Annotated in this window: 16 protein-coding genes; 11 read left to right on the forward strand and 5 right to left on the reverse strand. The window is 41.1% G+C overall.

What is annotated here, in order from left to right; translation table 11 throughout:
• Positions 1 to 63: 63 nt before the first annotated feature.
• Positions 64 to 2031 (reverse strand): PspC domain-containing protein, encoded by a 1968-nt coding sequence (locus EJN84_RS00210; protein WP_129593534.1) that lies wholly within the window; start codon positions 2029 to 2031, stop codon positions 64 to 66.
• A 20-nt stretch (positions 2032 to 2051) separates the two neighbouring features.
• Positions 2052 to 2402, reverse strand: coding sequence for a PadR family transcriptional regulator (locus EJN84_RS00215; protein WP_129593535.1), 351 nt, complete (start codon positions 2400 to 2402; stop codon positions 2052 to 2054).
• A gap of 201 nt (positions 2403 to 2603) precedes the next feature.
• On the opposite strand from EJN84_RS00215, the gene coaBC reads away from it, so the two are divergent.
• Both coaBC and EJN84_RS00225 read left to right on the forward strand, forming a co-directional pair.
• Positions 2604 to 3800, forward strand: a complete 1197-nt coding sequence (coaBC, locus tag EJN84_RS00220; RefSeq protein WP_129593536.1) for a bifunctional phosphopantothenoylcysteine decarboxylase/phosphopantothenate--cysteine ligase CoaBC — start codon at positions 2604 to 2606, stop codon at positions 3798 to 3800.
• Positions 3801 to 3820: 20 nt separating this feature from the next.
• The gene (locus EJN84_RS00225; protein ID WP_129593537.1) at positions 3821 to 5521 is read left to right on the forward strand and encodes a M23 family metallopeptidase; all 1701 of its coding nucleotides are present in this window, start codon (positions 3821 to 3823) and stop codon (positions 5519 to 5521) included.
• Between the two features lie 22 nt (positions 5522 to 5543).
• On the opposite strand, the gene EJN84_RS00230 is transcribed toward EJN84_RS00225, so the two are convergent.
• The 3 genes from EJN84_RS00230 to EJN84_RS00240 all read right to left on the reverse strand — a co-directional run bounded on the left by EJN84_RS00230 (position 5544) and on the right by EJN84_RS00240 (position 9357).
• Positions 5544 to 6371, reverse strand: a complete 828-nt coding sequence (locus EJN84_RS00230; protein WP_129593538.1) for a transporter substrate-binding domain-containing protein — start codon at positions 6369 to 6371, stop codon at positions 5544 to 5546.
• Positions 6372 to 6388: 17 nt separating this feature from the next.
• Complete coding sequence (locus EJN84_RS00235; RefSeq protein WP_165003988.1) at positions 6389 to 8425, reverse strand: putative porin; 2037 nt, start codon at positions 8423 to 8425, stop codon at positions 6389 to 6391.
• 92 nt (positions 8426 to 8517) lie between these two features.
• Complete coding sequence (locus EJN84_RS00240) at positions 8518 to 9357, reverse strand: O-fucosyltransferase family protein (RefSeq protein ID WP_129593540.1); 840 nt, start codon at positions 9355 to 9357, stop codon at positions 8518 to 8520.
• A gap of 326 nt (positions 9358 to 9683) precedes the next feature.
• Between EJN84_RS00240 and hisG the strand changes: the two genes are divergently transcribed.
• The 9 genes from hisG (at position 9684) to EJN84_RS00285 (ending at position 17570) form a co-directional block, all read left to right on the forward strand.
• The gene (gene hisG / locus EJN84_RS00245; protein ID WP_129593541.1) at positions 9684 to 10544 is read left to right on the forward strand and encodes an ATP phosphoribosyltransferase; all 861 of its coding nucleotides are present in this window, start codon (positions 9684 to 9686) and stop codon (positions 10542 to 10544) included.
• A gap of 21 nt (positions 10545 to 10565) precedes the next feature.
• A complete protein-coding gene (gene hisD / locus EJN84_RS00250; protein WP_129593542.1) occupies positions 10566 to 11858 on the forward strand; it encodes a histidinol dehydrogenase in 1293 nt (430 codons plus the stop codon).
• A 7-nt stretch (positions 11859 to 11865) separates the two neighbouring features.
• The gene (gene hisC, locus EJN84_RS00255) at positions 11866 to 12885 is read left to right on the forward strand and encodes a histidinol-phosphate transaminase (RefSeq protein ID WP_129593543.1); all 1020 of its coding nucleotides are present in this window, start codon (positions 11866 to 11868) and stop codon (positions 12883 to 12885) included.
• 13 nt (positions 12886 to 12898) lie between these two features.
• Complete coding sequence (gene hisB / locus EJN84_RS00260; RefSeq protein ID WP_129593544.1) at positions 12899 to 13987, forward strand: bifunctional histidinol-phosphatase/imidazoleglycerol-phosphate dehydratase HisB; 1089 nt, start codon at positions 12899 to 12901, stop codon at positions 13985 to 13987.
• Between the two features lie 21 nt (positions 13988 to 14008).
• Positions 14009 to 14587 carry an imidazole glycerol phosphate synthase subunit HisH gene (gene hisH / locus EJN84_RS00265; protein WP_129593545.1) on the forward strand — a complete coding sequence of 193 codons (579 nt, stop codon included), beginning with the start codon at positions 14009 to 14011 and terminating at the stop codon, positions 14585 to 14587.
• An 18-nt stretch (positions 14588 to 14605) separates the two neighbouring features.
• Positions 14606 to 15340, forward strand: a complete 735-nt coding sequence (gene hisA / locus EJN84_RS00270; protein WP_238943897.1) for a 1-(5-phosphoribosyl)-5-[(5-phosphoribosylamino)methylideneamino]imidazole-4-carboxamide isomerase — start codon at positions 14606 to 14608, stop codon at positions 15338 to 15340.
• Positions 15341 to 15351: 11 nt separating this feature from the next.
• Positions 15352 to 16104 (forward strand): imidazole glycerol phosphate synthase subunit HisF, encoded by a 753-nt coding sequence (hisF, locus tag EJN84_RS00275; protein ID WP_129593547.1) that lies wholly within the window; start codon positions 15352 to 15354, stop codon positions 16102 to 16104.
• The gene (hisIE, locus tag EJN84_RS00280; protein WP_129593548.1) at positions 16101 to 16688 is read left to right on the forward strand and encodes a bifunctional phosphoribosyl-AMP cyclohydrolase/phosphoribosyl-ATP diphosphatase HisIE; all 588 of its coding nucleotides are present in this window, start codon (positions 16101 to 16103) and stop codon (positions 16686 to 16688) included. The genes hisF and hisIE overlap by 4 nt, the downstream gene beginning before the upstream one ends.
• Positions 16689 to 16775: 87 nt before the next feature.
• The gene (locus tag EJN84_RS00285) at positions 16776 to 17570 is read left to right on the forward strand and encodes an inositol monophosphatase family protein (protein WP_129593549.1); all 795 of its coding nucleotides are present in this window, start codon (positions 16776 to 16778) and stop codon (positions 17568 to 17570) included.
• Positions 17571 to 17601: the final 31 nt, after the last annotated feature.

The raw sequence follows: 17601 nt of genomic DNA on the forward strand, positions 1-17601 counted from the left end.
GTAGCCGGAAATCATTTCGACCACACTCTGACACACGATAAAACAAAGTGGAGCTACATTTATTCAAATATTATCTGTTTCCAATTCACCTTGTGAGACTTTTCTTTCCGAATTGGGAACATCTGTAGTATCAACAGGAGGACGGTCATAAATTTCAGAATAACGTTTGTAGCGACGACGAACAATTTTAGGGATAACATTTTCACGATAATTATCCAAATCATCGCTCAAAACTGCAGTTTTGCCCGCCGGGACGGCGATCTCAACCACCATATTTTGATTTCTGAACCCTTGCTCGACAGGAGTAGCAAAAAATTCCGGTAGATATAGAATTGAGTCTTTTTGCCAAACGGGAAACGAGAAATCTTTGAGATCCGATTTCGCTTTTCGTAAATCTGTTGATGAAATCGAAGAAATCATTCGCACCTGAAAAAGTGAATCTTCACTCTGCGTAACTTGCAAATTAATGTTTGCAAACAAGAGCGAATCTTCGTTTAAATTGTAAAAAGGTAAACCGTTGATGTCTGAAGTTATTCCGAAGGCAGTGTCGAACATATTGTAATCATTGCCGTAACGGGCCATTTCGACGTGTAATGTGTTGCCGGCGAATGGTGCAATATCGATAATTTTTTCATTCACACTATCAACTTTGAACTTGTTGGCAATGCGTGTTGCCAGCATACCTGCGAGAGAAACCCCGAGAAACCAAAATATGGCAGCAACAATACCTACAATTGTGCGCGATTTTGCATTTTTAAGCAAATTGGGAATAATCCATAATACCAAAGCTATAAGGGGTATGACAAAGATTAAAATAGCAGAAAAAATAAGTAAATTGGTTTCCATTCCGGCATCGATAAACAATGCCTTGAGAGGCATCATAGCCGCTCCTGCAAACAACAAAGCACAAAGTGCGGCAATCACCAAAAGAGCAAATATACCTACAAATCCGAAGAATATGATTTTGAAAAGAACGATAAAGGCATTCAGGCAACCCGATCGTTCAGAAGGCTCGCTTACCGTTTTTTTGAGGGTGGCTGAGTCTTTCGGTGGTGGTGGAGGTAATGTTATTTTTTTGTCGTCAAAATTCAAATCCTCTGACAAAAGAGTCGATGACTGATATTGCGAAACCTCTATGTCTGACTTGCTTTTTGCGTTTGCCACATTGTCACTTACGGCCGTACGAATAGATTTTATATATTCTTCTTCTCCCATCATCTCTAACTTTTGTTTAACCGTTGTTGCTTTGGGTATAATGATCCACAAAACGATGTAAACAAGAAACACACTAAAATTGAATTCGAAATTGAAATGAACATTGTCGAAAAACTTATTCCACGGGAAAAAAGAAAATGAACTCATTCCTATAATATTGAGCAACAATGGAGCAGCAAAAATAAGGCGAGGTATCCACGAATCGATTTTGAAATAAGTAGCAATACCTCCACAGACTCCGCCGATGATGCGATCTGTGGGATTTCTATAGAGTCGTTTGGATGCATTTGATTCTAAAGGTTTTGGTTTTAGAACAATCCAAAGAATGATGTATATCCAAAACAAGACGCTGAAAAGAAGAATAAACACCAGACGAAACCAAACCGGATCGATTTTGAAATGATATCCCAATCCACTGCAAACCCCGGCTATTATTTTGTCGTTTGAATTGCGATACAAACGAGTCTGATCTTCTTTTGACGATTCCGACTCTTTTTTCGATTGAAATGAAGATTGTTTTTTCCCTGATGTCGAGTCGGACAATTCGTCATAATCTGTGTCGAAATCCTCCGGTTTTCCGATGCTTGCAAGAATCGATTCTACATCTTCATCTGTGATGCAGTTGAACCCGAGTTTTAGACGATTACCGAAAAGTTCGGCAATACGATTTTCAATATCATTCACAATTTCGTCACCACATTCTTCACGTGAAAAATAGGCTTTCAAATTATCGATGTATTGCGAAAGAATTTCGAAGGCAGTTTCTTCAATGGCAATTACCTGTCCCTGAAAATTAATATTGATAACTTTTTTCATTGCGGTGTGCGATGTTATTTTTATGATTGTTGTTTGTTCTGTTCGGGTTTATTTGTTACGGCATTTACTCCTGCAGCCAATTCATTCCAAGTAGTTTCGAGCAGTTTGTAAAATTCGAGACCTTTTTCCGTTAAGCTGAAATATTTTCGTGGTGGTCCCGAATTGCTTTCCACCCACCGATAAGTAAGGATTTCGGAATTTTTCAGTCGATTCAGAAGCGGATATAAAGTGCCCTCGAGTAATTGGAGTCCGGCGTTTTTCATTTCATCGATGATATCGCCGGGGTATGCTTCTCCCCGCTTTATTATCGATAAAATGCAGTATTCCAGCACACCCTTGCGCATCTGACTTTGAGTATTTTCTATATTCATTGTTTGTGCCCATTATATTTACGCTGCAAAGTTACATTAAACAAAGTATTATGCAATACAAAGTACTAAATATTTTTCATATTAATAATGTTTAACTTTTAATTTTGTTATTTCTCTATAGTTCGAGTGAAATCTGAATATTATGGAGAAACAATAAAATACGACCAATTTGATTATATTTGCATATTAAAAAAAATCGGTATGTCATTGCAAGGAAAACATATAGTCTTGGGGATTTCCGGAAGTATAGCTGCATACAAATCGGCATCGTTAGCTCGTTTGCTTATAAAAAAAGGAGCAGAAGTAAAAATAGTGATTACACCGGCGGGCAAACAATTTATCACGCCCATTACAATGTCGGCCCTAACCGGAAACCCTGTAGAAAGCGATTTTTTTTCAAGTAACGACGGATCATGGCACAGTCATGTGGACATGGGTATGTGGGCTGATCTAATGGTTGTAGCACCTGCTACAGCATCCACTATCGGGAAAATGGCACATGGAATAGCCGATAATCTATTGGTAACGACTTATCTATCGATGAAATCGCCTGTATTTTTAGCTCCCTCAATGGATTTGGATATGTTCAAACACCCATCTACTCAACGGAATCTCGATATTTTAAAAAAAGACGGGGTACATATCATAGATGCAACGAGCGGAGAACTCGCCAGTCATTTGGAAGGCAAAGGCAGAATGGAAGAGCCTGAAAATATCGTGAAAAAACTCGAAGAATATTTTCAGATATCATTTTCACTTAACACAAAAAAAATTTTAATCACTGCCGGACCAACCTACGAACGAATTGATCCTGTTCGTTTCATCGGTAATTTTTCCTCCGGAAAAATGGGCTTTGCCCTTGCCGAAGAATGTGCGTCGCGTGGTGCTGAAGTGATTTTGGTGTGCGGACCGACGCCCCTATCGATATCGAACAAATTGATTCGAAGAATAGATGTAGAATCAGCGCAACAAATGTATGAAGTTTGTTTAAAGGTTTTTCCCGAAGTAGATGCAGCCATTTTGTCGGCCGCAGTGGCCGATTATCGCCCTGAACATACATATGGGCAAAAGATGAAAAGATCCGATCACGAGAATCTCACCATAACGCTCACGCCCAATCCCGATATCGCCGCAGCATTGGGTAAGATAAAAAAACCGAATCAACTATTGGTGGGTTTTGCGTTGGAAACCAATGACGAAGACAAAAATGCCCTATCAAAGATGGAAAAGAAAAATTTTGATTTCATCATCTTAAATTCGCTCAACGAAGAAGGAGCTGGCTTTGGCCTCGACACCAACAAAATAACTATTTTTTCGCGTAATGGAAATAAAAAATCATTTGAATTGAAATTGAAAAAAGAACTTGCCAAGGACATTTTAAATCATGTTTTCGGCTGAATAGAAGCTTAAAATAAGTCATGAAACTAAAAATAAATAAATACTGTTTTACAATATTCCTATCACTTATAACCTTATCTATCCAATCTCAATCGTTTATAAGTCCGCTAAAAATTCCCCCTGCTCTTAGTGCTAATTTCGGAGAACTACGAAACAATCATTTTCATTCGGGACTTGATTTCAAAACACAACAAACCGTCAACAAACCTGTTTTTGCTGCTGAAGATGGATATATATCGCGTATTGGCGTTTCGCCCGGAGGTTTTGGATTATCGCTATACATCGATCATCCATCCGGATTTACCACTGTATATGGGCACTTAAACAGTTTTTCACCTGAAATTGCCGAATACGTGATTGAGCAGCAATATCTCAAAGAAAGTTATCAGGTAACCTTATTCCCCGATAAAGAACGATTCGCCGTAAAAAAGGGTGAACAAATTGCCTTAAGTGGCAATAGTGGCGGGTCGGGAGGACCTCACCTGCACTTCGAAATAAGAGAAACAAAAACACAGGACCCGTTGGATCCTCTTCTTTTTATCGGAAAAATATTACAAGATACTCGAAAACCTGAAATTCGTGGTATAGCCTTTTACCCCGTAAAGGGAAAAGGCGTCGTGAATAACACTTCTGATCCTTCTCATATCTACATTAGCCACACAAAAACAGGAAAAGCGCTTCCACTATCCAAACAAATTGAAGCGTGGGGACTTATAGGCATTGGAGTGAAAGCTTACGACAGGATGAATGGACAAAACAATATTTACGGAGTGAAGCAGATCAGACTTTTTGTGGACAACATGTTAATTTATAGTAGTAAGATAGATCGGTTCTCGTTCGAAAAAACACGAATGATCAATTCCTTTGTCGATTTTGAAGAATGGAGATTGAGAAATTCGTTTTTCATGAAATCATATATCGAACCGGGCAACAACCTGCCTGTGTACAACAGGGTTATTAACCACGGATACATCGACATCGATCAGGAACGCGACTACATGATGCGTTACGAACTGGAAGATTATTACGGTAATGTGCTCACTTACCCATTTGTGGTGAAAGGGAAAAACCAAAATATAAAGCCCATACTTCCCTGTAAAAACTATATGGCTTGGAATCTCGACAATTCGTTCGTCGATTACGACTTCACTCTTCGAATTCCTGCAAGAAATCTCTATTCCGATTTTTGTTTTGTCCACACTTCGACACCTTCCACAACTTATTATTCGACCATTCATCACGTTCATCCATCGCCCGTTCCTCTCGATGATCAGGCGCGCTTGTGGATCAAACTCAATGCTGACATACTCGATCGCAGAGAAAATTTAGGCATAGTGGAAATAAAAAAAACGGGAAAAAGTTCATGGATTGGAGGTGATTATAAAAATGGAGGCGTGGAAGTATCTGTCAAGGAATTAGGGGGAAAATTCGCCATCGATATAGACACCGTTGCACCAAAAACTGTCCCACTCCAACCCGAAAAATGGGTTTCTTCCGGAAAAATACGTCTTCAGCTATCTGATGATAAGAGCGGAATAACCTCTTTTCGAGGAGAAATTGATGGAAAGTACGCTTTATTTACCCACGATATCAAATCACCTGTTTACACCTATTATTTCGACGAAAACCGCTTGGATAGAAACAAAGAGCATATTTTGGTTTTCAGGGCAAAAGACGGAGCAAAAAATATTTCCGAATATCGATACACATTTTCGTACTAAATTATCGAATAGAATAATTCGATCATTTCAGGTATTTTTTGATCAAAAGCTGAAATTCTTTTGTCTTTTTAAAATGTGAAAACCATATATTGAGGCTATCAAGCAGCATCGGCGAATCTTTCCGCACTGCCCACGAATCGAATTGAGTAAAACCGATATCTGTTTCTATGTCGATTTCAGGCAATCTTTTCTCCATTTGTGTGGCAATCTTCTCATCACAAACAGTGAAATCTATGTCACCACCTGCCACTTTCATAATTAGTTGCTCTGTTTCGTATGAGGGATCTTGCATGATAAAAATAGTATCTCCTATTTCATGCGAAAGATTGTCGAGACGTAGAATTACTGGTGAATTTGCAGGAACATAAATTGTTTTTTTTGCCAACTCGAGGTGTTGACGAATAGGTGCTATTCCATTGTTATATTCCGCTTTTCGTTGTACCAGTACCTGTTTATTCAACAAAATAGGCTGAGTAAAAGCAACTTTGCTCCGTAAATCGATATTAACAGGTATGCTTCGGGCGATAATATCATAACGTCGAGAAAGAAGTCCTTCAAGGTTTTCTTCTAATTTATTTTCCAAGAAAATGTTCACTTTTATCTGCCAATCTTTTTCGAGTCTGCGCAACAACTCATACTGAAAACCCGCCAAAGTATCTCCCGAAACGAAGTATCCAATTGCATTGTAATCGGTTACAACATTCAATTCTCCACTTTTTTTGATCTGGGGATAATCTCTTACTTCGTAGGTATCAGATTTTGAATTGATTTGTTTCCTTAACGAAAACATTAACCAAATTACTACTATCAACAAAAAACCGTAGAGATACAACAGTTTCTTCGATTTCATAAAAAATCCGGTATTATTTAATTGTACAAATTGACAGATAACCCCATCTTAAACAGCATGGAATTGACCGGATAATGAGGAAGCGAAAAATAGTTGGGCTTCATGACGAGCGAGGCCACATTATACATCATCACAAAAAAGCGAGTTTGCTTCAAGTGCATATCGGCATAAAAAGTTGAAATCGGATAGTTTCCAATTTCCAACTCGCGTTGGTTGTAAAATTGCAACAAAGCAGGCTCATACCCGGGAGCAAAATATTTGGTATGAAAATGAGCATCCACTCCTAATTGCAGGGTCAGTTCGTTCACAATTTTGGTTTTAAGATACATATTCGAATAGAGGCTTAGCGTAGGAACCGGAATCGCATTTTGGTTGCTCGACGTCTGATAAACCGCCTGATTATCCCAATTAAAAATACCGAATCGCAGTTTTTGATCGATTCTTGCCGTCAGCACTTGTATATTCGATGATTCCTGCGTAGGATTTTTTTCGGCATCGAAATAAAGAAAATTCTGCAGATTTTCGACGCCAAGACTCAATGTAGTATTCGTAAAAGGAATAAACAAACGCCCCCCTACATACACACGACGCGTATCGTCAAAATTTTTGTTCCACCAAAAATATTTCGATTGGTAATTTTCCTCTAAAAATTTGGGTTTAAGATTTTTGATGTATGCTTCCGCCTCAAGCTCAGTTCGTTTGCCTGAAATATAAAATCCGGTTTGCACATTTCCCGATATTCGAAATTCCCCCAAATTATATCCAAGCACGCCCATATCGGCTTGTACATTGAATCTCAAATTATCATCTTGCTGCTTATTTAATATGCCGCCTATTACAACGGCGTTTTCTCGATGAGTAAAACGACCATTACCGACCGTATCCACCATCGAATAATTTCGCAAATCATGTTCGACAAAAGCTGTGAGACCGAATTTAACCCAATCTTTAAATCCTTCGCGCATAGAAATGGCAAAAGTATTTTTAAACGATGAGTAATGTGTGCTATCGTCAACTGCTTGAGGGTAATAGTTGTGTTTATAAAGTGTATCGATGGCACGAATATTGTTTTGTTGATCTACAAACAGTGTATCGTACGACAAAAAACGTCGATACTGCTCGCGATATCGAGACGTAAGGATTAAACTGGCCACAGGCACAAATTCGCCCGGCGTTTCATCGGACTCTGCTTGTTTTCTATAACCCAGATTGTAACGTCCGCTTATATAAAACTGATTTGTTTTCAATCGATTCCATGTGTTGGACATACGTGTTGGAATATCTTTCGAAGTAAAACTTTGCTCAATCGAATCGGGCTGAGTAATAAAATTGTCATCGCTAATGCCCCCATTTTCATATTGAGTGATTCCGGCGGAAGAAGCGAAAAAGTGCGTTTCAATCCGGTCACTCAAATAATTTCCATAAAATACTAAATCGTTGAATTTCACCGATTGAGAATTGTAAAATCCCTTTGCCTGCAAAAAATCGAGATCGAGTCCCACATTCAGTTTTTTGCCGAAATTCATGGTTATTCGTCCCTGAAGTCTTTCTTCCTGATTTTGCGAAGAACCGGCAGTCTGATATGAAAGATTGGAATATGGGATTCGAACATTATAGAACAATTGATTATCAGGATCCTTATTATAAGGATAATAAGAATCGTAGAAAACGAATTGATCTTTTTCTTTTCGCTCAAAAAATATTTTTGATATCAACGGTGAGCCCAGATTTCCCAAATAACCCATAGCTACAGAGTATCCGTCGGGAAGTGTTGTTTGATGATAATTATGCAACGCCGTATCCATTGGTATTAAATATCGATCACCGGTGCGTTCCACAATTTTCCATGTAGTAAATCGAGTTGGCTGAATAGTGTCTTGCAATTTAGCCACAGTAACGTTTGGTTGGCGAGGATTAACATGACGGGGGAGTAATGCCAACGAATCGGGATCTCGCGTGATTTGCGAAGAATCCGGTAAAATTATTCTTGCCTGCGAAAACAAAAGAGTAGTCGACAAGCACAAAAGACAAATGGTTGCAATCTTTTGTTTCATCGGGTGCAAACTTACATAAAAAAATGCCATTTAAACTTGCCTCTAAGCTATTTTCAGTGGTTTTTCAGTATTTTTACAACTTTACGAGAAAACTATTTTCTGAAAATTCTCTCGTAGGGAATATTCCCAATTTGAGCAGCCGTTTCGGAATAGGAACTCTGATGCGATCCAAATATTTTATTGGTACGCGACAATACATACAATTCAACGAGCGCATCCTGCATGCCGCGAACCGAATTTCGCGAGGCATCGACGTCCGACAAAACAATAATTCGATCTCCAAAAGCAGTAATCATGCGGTTTTTTTCCAACCGAGAATCAGAGGCCACATAAAATTTGGTTTCGGGATATAATTGCAATTCTTCCCGCATCCTTTGCACGAAAAGTTCTGTCGGACTGCCATTGATGGCGTCAATATTGTCTGTGCGACGAATATGTATGCCGACCGTATGCGAGGTGAAACTTTCACATATAAGATCGATTCGTGCCTGCAATGCAGGAAGAGGAACAAATGCATCGAAAAGTTTGCGCCGATGGTTTTCATAAAACAGCACACAAGCCGAAATATAGGATTTGCGATGCGACAAAGCCCATTGCCGAAAATCGAATTGTTTGTAAAGCAATTGTGTAACTTCATCGTCACGCAGACGTCCGTCAAATTGCATCTGTTGAAAAACAGCCGGCAGATATGCATTCTTCTTTCGCGGTCTGTCATACAGCAAATAATCGCTTGCCGCAGCCTCTCGCAATTTGAATCTATCTGTTTTGATGGAACAAAACAAGTCGTCGAAACGGCAGTTAAGTCCATTATCTTTAAACCATATTGCAGTGGCCTGCAACGAAGTATTGTCGATGAGATGAAGCACCGATTCAATTGCTTTCATTCGATTGGCAAGGCCGCCATAAGGAATTAGTGTGATGGTTGGCTGCATATTGCAGATATACGTATTTTGAAACAACAAAATTAATCAAAATATTCTTTTTAGCTGAATACCCATATTTTAGGGAACAATGAAAACATTTTTCCAAAAAAATTGGCCATAAAAAATAAAACCACTATCTTTGCCGCGAAATTAAATCAAAAATGAAAGCTAATCGTATTCATCATCATCATTTTCAAACTTGCGGTCAAGCGAGCTGACTATGATATGCCGATACGTAAAAGGATACATTAAAAACCCGCTTGAGTAAATTAGGCGGGTTTTTTTCTTATAATATTAATATCCCAACGAATTTACCGGGCAAAAACAATCACGATATGGAAGAAAAATTGAAAATTGCCATCCAAAAAAGCGGTCGTTTGAGCGAAAAATCACTCGAGCTGCTTAAAGAATGCGGAATCAAAATTTCGAATACGGACAGAAAACTTAAGGCCGAAGCTCGAAACTTTCCGATGGAAATCCTTTTTCTGCGCGACGACGACATTCCTCAGTATGTAGAACAAGGCGTTGCAGATCTCGGTATTTTAGGCGAAAACGAAGTATGGGAAAAAGACAAGGACGTGGACATAGTAGAGCAACTTGGTTTTGGAAATTGCCGACTTTCGCTGGCTATTCCCAAAGAGGAGGAGTATACGGGTATTTCGTATTTTCAGGGGAAAAAAATCGCTACGAGTTATCCGAAAATATTGCTCAAATATTTCGCCGAAAAAGGCATCGACGTTAAAATCGAAGAAATTGGTGGAAGCGTTGAAATTGCAACCGGCATCGGACTTGCCGACGGCATTTTCGATATTGTGAGCACCGGCAGCACGCTTATTATGAACGGATTGAAAGAGGTTGATGCCATTGTAAAAAGCGAAGCTGTATTAATAGCAAACAAATCGTTGAATGACGAGAAAAAAGCACTGCTCGAAAAATTGCTTTTCCGTATTCGAGCTTACAAAAAAGGAAGCGGAAGCAAATATATCGTCATGAATGCTCCCAACGAATCTATTCCCGAAATTTGTCGAATTTTGCCCGGAATGAAATCTCCCAGCATTCTTCCCTTGGCCGAAGAAGGCTGGAGCAGCATTCACTCGGTAGTTCAAGAAGATGAATTTTGGGATGTGATCGATGCGCTGAAAGATGTGAAAGCCCAAGGTATTCTTGTGATGAATATTGAAAAAATGATTCTATAGCCGACCAAATAATAAAACGCAATGAAAACAATTTCGAATCCTGCTCCGGCGAAGTGGGAAAAACTTGCGAGACGACCTGAAATTCGCCCCGATAAGCTGCGAAAAATGGTGAACGACGTGTTTCGCGATATTGCGAAGCAAGGAGATCGGGCTGTTTTAAAATATAGTAGAAAATTCGATTATCCCGAACAAACTTCACTTCCGGTCGATCAAAACATGATCGACAAAGCGGCCGACAATCTTTCCCAACAACTAAAACAATCCATTGACCTGGCGCGACAAAATATTAAAAAGTTTCATTTGTCGCAACGCGAAGTGTCCGTGGTTGTGGAGACTGTACCGGGCGTTACTTGTTGGCGCGAATCGAAAGCCATCGAAAAGGTCGGCATTTACATTCCGGGAGGGTCTGCCCCACTCTTTTCAACCGTACTGATGCTGGCTATTCCTGCAAAAATTGCAGGTTGCAGCGAAATTGTGCTTTGCACTCCGCCTGACAAATTCGGCAACATACATCCGGCAATTTTATATACTGCTCAATTAACGGGGGTTACCAAGATTTTTGCAATCGGCGGCATGCAAGCCATCGGAGCCATGACTTTTGGCACGGAATCGGTGCCGAAAACAGATAAAATTTTCGGACCCGGCAACCAATATGTTATGGCAGCCAAACGTTATGCACAGCTGCAGGGTGTTGCCATCGACATGCCGGCAGGGCCAAGCGAAGTGTTGGTTATTGCCGACGAATCGTGCAATCCTTCTTTTGTGGCGGCCGATCTGCTTTCGCAAGCCGAACACGGGCCCGACAGTCAGGTGATGCTTGTAACCGACAGCAAAAAAACAATCAAAGAAATTCTGAAAGAAATCGATTTGCAGATTGCATTGCTCCCCCGACAGGACATCGCTGCGCAAGCATTAAAAAACAGTCGTGCCATTTTGTTGAATAACTTGGATGAATGTTTGGCATTCAGCAATTTATATGCTCCTGAGCATCTGATTTTAGCAATTGAAAATTCTGCCGAATGGGCAAAAAAAGTGATAAATGCCGGATCGGTCTTTTTAGGAAGATATAGCTGCGAAAGTTTGGGCGATTATGCCAGCGGCACCAATCACACATTACCTACAAGTGGTTTTGCAAAAGCATATAGCGGCGTTTCGCTTGACAGTTTTGTCAAGAAAATAACCTTTCAGCATGTAACCGAACAAGGCATTTGCGAAATAGGGCCTGCAGTAGAAACAATGGCTGAAGCCGAACAACTTTTAGCCCACAAAAATGCCGTAACCCTTCGATTAAAGGAAACACTATCAAAATCGTAAACATATAATGAAACCCTTCGACTTAAAATCACTTGTACGTCCCAATATCTGGTCACTGAAACCCTATTCGAGCGCCCGAGACGAATTTCAGGGCGAGGAGGGAATCTTTCTCGATGCCAACGAAAATCCTTTCGGCATGCTCAATCGCTATCCCGATCCGCACCAAAAAGCGCTGAAGGCGGCACTATCGGAAGCAAAGGATATTCCTGTCGAACAAATATTCATCGGCAACGGCAGTGACGAGGTTATCGACATTATCTATCGTATCTTCGCCATTCCCGGCAAGGATAGCGTAATTGTGTGTCCACCAACCTATGGAATGTACGAAGTGGCTGCCAACATCAACGATATTCATGTCATCGAAATACCGCTGTTAGACAATTTCCAACTCGATATAAATAACATCCTTAAGCAGGAAGCCAAACTTATTTTTCTCTGTTCACCCAATAATCCGACAGGAAATCTGCTTAAAAACATCGATACCGTTCTTCAACAATTCAAGGGAATCGTTGTTGTGGACGAAGCCTATATCGATTTTCGATCCGATAAGTCGTTGCTCCCTTCGCTGAATAGTTATCCCAATTTAATCATAATGCAAACTTTCAGTAAAGCGATGGCATTGGCCGGTGCGCGCGTGGGTATTGCCTTCGCAAGTGCGGAAATCGTTGCTTTGATGGACAAAACAAAACCTCCCTACAACGTGAGCAAGCTCAATCAGGAAGCCGCCTTGCGCGCGCTTTCCAACCGTCGCGAAAATTCACTGCGAATCGGGACAATTATCAATGAGCGCGAAAATTTGATCGAGGAGCTCGAAAAACTGCCTGTCGTAAAGAAAATTTATCCTTCGGAATCCAATTTTTTGTTGGTTGAGGTTGCCGATGCAAACGCCGTCTATCGGCATTTGGTGAACAAAAAAATTATCATTCGCAATCGTCATTCGCAAGTCGAAAACTGCGTCCGCATTACTATCGGTACTCCGGAGGAAAATCGCAGATTATTGGAAGAATTAAGAAAGTTCAGCATATAAATTGCTCCAAAAAATGAAAAAAGTACTCTTTATAGATCGTGACGGAACACTTATCGTCGAACCTGACGACGAACAGGTGGATAGTCTCGAAAAGCTCGAATTCTATCCAAAAGTTTTTCAGAATCTGTCGAAAATAGCCAATGAGCTCGAATATGAGTTGGTGATGGTTACCAATCAGGACGGGCTTGGCACGGCTTCGTTTCCCGAAGAAACATTTTGGCCGGTGCAAAATAAAATCATTCAGGCTTTTAGCAACGAAGGGGTAGTTTTCAGCGAAATACTCATCGATCGTTCGTTCCCGCACGAAAACCTGCCGACACGAAAACCCGGAACAGCGATGCTCACGCATTATCTGAAAGGGAATTACGATTTAAAAAATTCATTCGTGATTGGCGACAGAACTACGGATATTCAACTCGCTCATAATATGGGGTGTAAATCCATTCTGTTAAGCAATACTATAGCAGACGAGGCCGTTTTGTGCAGTTCTGATTGGGGCGAAATTTATCGTTTTCTGAAATCGGAACCTCGTCGGGGAACTGTTATTCGAAACACTACCGAAACCCAAATTTCCGTTTCGGTAAATCTGGATGGCACGGGCAAAAGTGACATATCCACCGGCTTGGGTTTTTTCGATCACATGCTCGATCAAATTGCCCGACATGGCGGCATCGATCTGAGTGTGAAAGCTCAGGGCGATTTGCATATCGATGAGCATCATACCATCGAAGATGTGGGCATTGCGTTGGGTGAATGTTTCCTTCATGCATTAGGCAAGAAAAAAGGAATTGCCCGATATGGTTTTCTGCTGCCTATGGACGACTGTCTGGCGCAAGTGGCAATCGACTTTGGAGGTCGACCATGGATTGTTTGGAATGTTGCATTCAACCGCGAAAAAATAGGAGAAGTGCCTACCGAAATGTTTTTCCATTTCTTCAAATCGTTTAGCGACAATGCCAAATGCAATCTCAACATCAAAGCCGAAGGCGATAACGAACATCACAAGGCTGAAGCGGTATTCAAAGCATTCGCCAAAGCCGTGAAAATGGCTGTCAAAAAAGGAGAAAACGAAGGAATACCAAGCACCAAAGGCGTAATTTAGATTAAAACATACAATCAAAATATGATTGCCATTATCAAATATAACGCGGGAAATATTACATCGGTTAAGAATGCCGTCGAACGACTTGGTTTCGAGTGCATCATTACCGACGACCCGATTGTGCTACATTCGGCCGAAAAGGTAATTTTTCCGGGCGTGGGCGAAGCCTCCTCCGCCATGAAATATCTTTCCGAAAAAAAACTCGACGAGGTCATCCGTTCGCTCGATCAACCGGTATTGGGGATTTGCCTCGGATTACAACTTCTTTGTCGTCATTCCGAAGAAGCAGATACCGACTGTTTAGGAATATTCGATGCCGAAGTCCGAAAATTTCCGCCAACCGACATTGTTCCTCACATGGGTTGGAACAATCTGACCAATACCTCAACGACGCTTTTCGATGGATTCGATACGGACGATACTGTGTATTTCGTTCACAGTTATTATGCCGAACTTTCTCAACATACCATTGCCCAATGCGATTATATTCTGCCTTTCAGTGCAGCCATGCACAAAGATAATTTTTTTGCTACCCAATTTCATCCCGAAAAATCGGCAGCAGTAGGTGAACGGTTACTGCGAAACTTTTTGTCAATGTAAAAAAACGATTCAACAAAAATTATGAGAATTATCCCTGCTATAGACATTATCGGCGGAAAATGTGTGCGACTCACGCGAGGCGATTATCACTCCGAAAAGATATACCGCGACTCGCCATTGGAAGTGGCAAAGGAATTGGAAGCACACGGAATGCAATATTTGCATCTGGTTGATTTGGACGGCGCCCGATCCAAACATATCGTTAATTACAAAACTTTATACCGAATTGCGACACATACCTCGCTTAAAATCGACTTTGGCGGAGGCATTAAATCGGATGATGACGTACGAATTGCTTTCGAAAATGGCGCCGCACAAATTACCGGCGGAAGTGTTGCTGCCGAATATCCCGAAATGTTTGAACGATGGCTCGAATATTTCGGCAGCGAAAAAATCATATTGGGTGCCGACAGCAACGACCGAAAAATAGCCACTCACGGTTGGCAGCAACAGTCGGAAATCGATGTTGTTGATTTCATTTCCGACTATGCAAGTAAAGGTGTTCGCTACGTGATTTGTACCGATATCGACAAAGACGGCATGTTGCAAGGTCCTTCCATCGATTTATACAAGCAGATTATCGACAATATCGACATAAAACTTATCGCAAGTGGAGGCGTTTCGTCCATTCACGATTTGGAAATCCTTCAAAACATCGGATGCGACGGAGCCATCATTGGTAAAGCCATTTACGAAGGTCGCATTTCACTTGCAGAATTAGAAAAATCGGTGACGGAAAACATCTTTCGATAAATTTATTCATCATGCTCCGAAAAAGAATTATTCCCTGCCTCGATATTCGTGAGGGACGCACAGTGAAAGGCGTCCATTTCGTCGATATTCGCGATGCCGGCGATCCGGTTGAGCTGGCAAAACGATATGTCCGGGAAGGAGCCGACGAGCTGGTTTTTCTCGATATCACCGCCACAGTCGAAAAACGCAAAACACTCACCGACCTGGTGAATCGTATTGCTCGCGAAATCAATATTCCCTTCACCGTAGGTGGCGGCATCGACAGCCTCGAAGATGCTCGATCCATCATCAAGGCAGGAGCCGACAAAGTGAGCATCAATTCATCGGCCGTAAAAAATCCGCAACTCATTACCGACATTGCGCGCGAATTTGGCAGTCAGTGCGTGGTGCTTGCCATCGACACCAAATTCGAAAACGGAGAATGGAAGGTTTATGTGCACGGCGGACGCACTCCCACTCCACTGCGCACAACGGAATGGGCAAAAACGGGCGAACAACTTGGCGCCGGCGAAATATTGCTCACATCGATGAATAACGACGGAACAAAAAGCGGCTTTGCAATCGACATCACTCGCTCCGTAAGTGAGGCAGTGAATATTCCCGTAATCGCCTCCGGCGGTGCAGGCACAATGAAACATTTCGCCGAAGTATTTACACAAACAAAGGCCGGTGCTGCATTGGCAGCAAGCATTTTCCATTTTGGCGAAATACCTATTCCTCAATTAAAAGCATATTTAAAAACTCAACAAATACCCATCAGATGAATATTGATTTTGAAAAATCGGGCGGATTAGTTCCCGCCATCGTTCAAGACGCGCTCACAATGCAAGTGCTCATGCTCGGATACATGAACCGTGAAGCGCTCGATAAAACCATTGCCGAAGGCAAGGTTACTTTCTTCAGCCGCAGCAAACAACGACTATGGACTAAAGGCGAAGAATCGGGACATTTTCTTTTTGTTGATGAAATACTGACCGATTGCGACAATGACACCATTTTGGTGAAAGCTTTCCCGCAAGGGCCTACCTGTCATACGGGCTCTTACTCTTGTTTCGGCAACAAATTACCAAAAGGATTTCTCTACGAACTCGAAAATGTCATCGAACAGCGAATTGCCGACAAACCCGAAAATTCGTACACCAGCAATTTGTTTAGTCGTGGCGTAAACAAAGTTGCCCAAAAAGTGGGTGAAGAGGCGGTGGAACTTGTTATCGAAGCCAAAGACGATAATCTTGTTCTTTTCAAAAACGAAGCTGCCGACTTGTTATACCACTTCCTGATTTTGTTGAAAACAAAAAATCTAAAATTGCAGGATATCGAAGAGGTGCTGGTGGAAAGACATAAATGAAAATAACGTTTTTCGAGGAAACAACAAGCGCAAAATAAAAGAGACCGCTTGATTTCTAAACAAATAGAAAAATAAATCGAATAAACAATGATGAATTATCCCATTCACTCCCTTTGTGACGAAGTATGCCGCATTGCCATCACAACGGGAAAATATTTGAAAGAACAGCAGCAGAAAATAGACACATCGTCGATAGAAATGAAAGGTGCCCGCAACTATGTAACTTATGTTGACAAAGAAGCAGAGCGCCAACTCGTCACAGCATTGTCGCAACTTCTACCGGAAGCAGGATTTTTGACCGAAGAAGCCACAGTAGAGTTTGTAGAAAAACAATATGTCTGGATCATCGATCCTTTGGATGGTACCACAAATTATGTACATAAGGATACACCTTACTCGGTGAGTATTGCTTTGATGAAAGAACGCAAGATACTTTTAGGCGTAGTTTTCGACCCTGTTGCAGACGAACTTTACTATGCTGTCGAAAACGAAAATGCACGTTTGAATCAGAAACCCATAAAGGTGAGCGAAAAAAACATGCTTCAAAACGGCTACATCGGATTTGGCATTCCATATAATCTTACGGCTGAAGGTGAAAAGATTTTGCAAAACGCTCTTCATCAATTCAAAAAGTGCAGCTTCAGAATCAAAGGCTCGGCTGCAATCGAAATATGCTATGTGGCTTGTGGACGAAGCGATGCCTATTTTCATTCGGCACTTTCTCCTTGGGACGTGGCTGCTGCCTCTTTTATTCTGAAATGTGCAGGGGGACGTTGTACCGACTTTTCGGACGGCGACAATTATATCTTCGGAAAAGAAATAGTTGCAAGCAACGGATATTTGCATCAAGAGCTGATGAACGAAATTATTCGAAAGCAATAATTTGGTCAAAACAAAAAACACGGAAAAAGAA

It is taken from the genome of Seramator thermalis, assembly GCF_004138125.1.
GTDB lineage: Bacteria > Bacteroidota > Bacteroidia > Bacteroidales > Dysgonomonadaceae > Seramator > Seramator thermalis.

Excerpts from the sequence above, each read along its gene's own strand:
- hisIE (WP_129593548.1), top strand. The coding sequence starts at position 16,101 with ATGAATATTGATTTTGAAAAATCGGGCGGATTAGTTCCCGCCATCGTT.
- coaBC (WP_129593536.1), top strand. The coding sequence starts at position 2,604 with ATGTCATTGCAAGGAAAACATATAGTCTTGGGGATTTCCGGAAGTATA.
- hisG (WP_129593541.1), top strand. The coding sequence starts at position 9,684 with ATGGAAGAAAAATTGAAAATTGCCATCCAAAAAAGCGGTCGTTTGAGC.
- EJN84_RS00230 (WP_129593538.1), bottom strand. The coding sequence starts at position 6,371 with ATGAAATCGAAGAAACTGTTGTATCTCTACGGTTTTTTGTTGATAGTA.
- hisB (WP_129593544.1), top strand. The coding sequence starts at position 12,899 with ATGAAAAAAGTACTCTTTATAGATCGTGACGGAACACTTATCGTCGAA.
- EJN84_RS00240 (WP_129593540.1), bottom strand. The coding sequence starts at position 9,357 with ATGCAGCCAACCATCACACTAATTCCTTATGGCGGCCTTGCCAATCGA.
- EJN84_RS00215 (WP_129593535.1), bottom strand. The coding sequence starts at position 2,402 with ATGAATATAGAAAATACTCAAAGTCAGATGCGCAAGGGTGTGCTGGAA.
- hisH (WP_129593545.1), top strand. The coding sequence starts at position 14,009 with ATGATTGCCATTATCAAATATAACGCGGGAAATATTACATCGGTTAAG.
- EJN84_RS00225 (WP_129593537.1), top strand. The coding sequence starts at position 3,821 with ATGAAACTAAAAATAAATAAATACTGTTTTACAATATTCCTATCACTT.
- EJN84_RS00285 (WP_129593549.1), top strand. The coding sequence starts at position 16,776 with ATGATGAATTATCCCATTCACTCCCTTTGTGACGAAGTATGCCGCATT.
- EJN84_RS00235 (WP_165003988.1), bottom strand. The coding sequence starts at position 8,425 with ATGAAACAAAAGATTGCAACCATTTGTCTTTTGTGCTTGTCGACTACT.
- hisC (WP_129593543.1), top strand. The coding sequence starts at position 11,866 with ATGAAACCCTTCGACTTAAAATCACTTGTACGTCCCAATATCTGGTCA.
- hisF (WP_129593547.1), top strand. The coding sequence starts at position 15,352 with ATGCTCCGAAAAAGAATTATTCCCTGCCTCGATATTCGTGAGGGACGC.
- hisD (WP_129593542.1), top strand. The coding sequence starts at position 10,566 with ATGAAAACAATTTCGAATCCTGCTCCGGCGAAGTGGGAAAAACTTGCG.
- EJN84_RS00210 (WP_129593534.1), bottom strand. The coding sequence starts at position 2,031 with ATGAAAAAAGTTATCAATATTAATTTTCAGGGACAGGTAATTGCCATT.